The sequence below is a fragment of the Motilibacter deserti genome, assembly GCF_011250635.1.
Classification (GTDB): domain Bacteria; phylum Actinomycetota; class Actinomycetes; order Motilibacterales; family Motilibacteraceae; genus Motilibacter_A; species Motilibacter_A deserti.
On the sequence record NZ_JAANNP010000238.1, the window covers coordinates 1 to 1,280 of the forward strand.

The window sequence follows — 1,280 nt, forward strand, 5'->3', positions numbered from 1 at the left end:
AGGACCGGGATCTGCGGCTCCATGCGCTCGAACGTCTTGACCCAGTTCTCGAAGCCGAGCTCGGGGTCGTCGGCCTTGAGCACGTGCCCGCCGTGCACGATCAGCGCCTTCGCCCCGACCTCGGCCGCCGCCGTCATGTGCTGGGCCAGGAGCTTGCGGCTCGGGATGCGGATGCGGTTGTTGCTGGTCGCGACGTTGATGACGTACGGCGCGTGCACGTAGAGGTCGACGTCGGCCTCCTGCGCGGCGGCCCTCAGCGCCTGCGCGCCGCCCGGGTAGCGGACCTCCGGGCCCTTCCAGCCCTGCGGGTCACCGAGGAAGAACTGGGCCAGCCCGGCCTTCCGGGCGGCCGCCTCGGCGAGCGGGTCCTCCTGGTTGACGTGGGCGCCGATCCGCAGGTCCGTCATGGCGCCCACGGTACGGCGCGGCACCGACAGGCTCCATCGCCCGCGGGCGGGAGGCGGCAGGCCTGTGGACAGCGCCGGCCGCTGCCCCGCCCGTCCGTCCCCGGGCTGTGGAGAACGTCGTGGAGCGAACCGGGCGGACGGTACTCTGGACGCACTGCTGACGCAGTAGCCCTCCTGCCACGGAGAGACCGTGGCCGCCCGAGTCCAAAGGAGGTGGGTACCGCATGCGTCGTTACGAGCTCATGGTCATCCTCGACCCCGACCTCGAAGAGCGCACGATCGCCCCGTCGCTCGACACGTTCCTCAACGTCATCCGTCAGGGTGGCGGGAGCGTCGAGAAGGTCGACATCTGGGGCCGTCGCCGGCTCTCGTACGAGATCAAGAAGAAGCCCGAGGGCATCTACGCGGTCGTCGACCTGAACGCCGAGCCGGCCGTCGTCAAGGAGCTCGACCGCCAGCTCAACCTGAACGAGTCCGTCCTGCGCACGAAGGTCCTGCGGACCGACGCACGCTGAGCCTGACCTGACTCAGGCTCGTCCACTCCCGAACCCGAAGGAGCGCTGCCCATGGCAGGCGACACCGTCGTCACGATCGTCGGCAACCTGACCGGCGACCCCGAGCTGCGCTTCACCCCGTCCGGGGCGGCCGTGGCCAACTTCCGCGTCGCGTCGACGCCGCGGCAGTTCGACCGGCAGTCGGGGGAGTGGAAGGACATGGAGACGCTGTTCATGCAGTGCTCCGTCTGGCGCCAGGCGGCGGAGAACGTCGCCGAGTCCCTCCAGCGCGGCATGCGGGTGATCGTCACGGGCCGGCTCAAGAGCCGGACGTACGACACCAAGGAGGGCGAGAAGCGCACCGTCATCGAGCTCGAGG

3 protein-coding genes are annotated in these 1,280 nt (G+C 70.1%); 2 read left to right on the forward strand and 1 reads right to left on the reverse strand.

The genetic code is table 11. The features are described 5' to 3' along the window. A partial coding sequence (locus G9H71_RS22755; protein WP_166285015.1) for a TIM barrel protein occupies positions 1–407 on the reverse strand: 407 nt, incomplete at its 3' end. Positions 408–631: 224 nt separating this feature from the next. Between G9H71_RS22755 and rpsF the strand changes: the two genes are divergently transcribed. Further along, positions 632–922 (forward strand): 30S ribosomal protein S6, encoded by a 291-nt coding sequence (gene rpsF, locus G9H71_RS22760; RefSeq protein WP_166285016.1) that lies wholly within the window; start codon positions 632–634, stop codon positions 920–922. Between the two features lie 51 nt (positions 923–973). Beyond that, positions 974–1,280 (forward strand): single-stranded DNA-binding protein (locus G9H71_RS22765; RefSeq protein WP_166285017.1); only part of this gene is annotated, 307 nt, incomplete at its 3' end.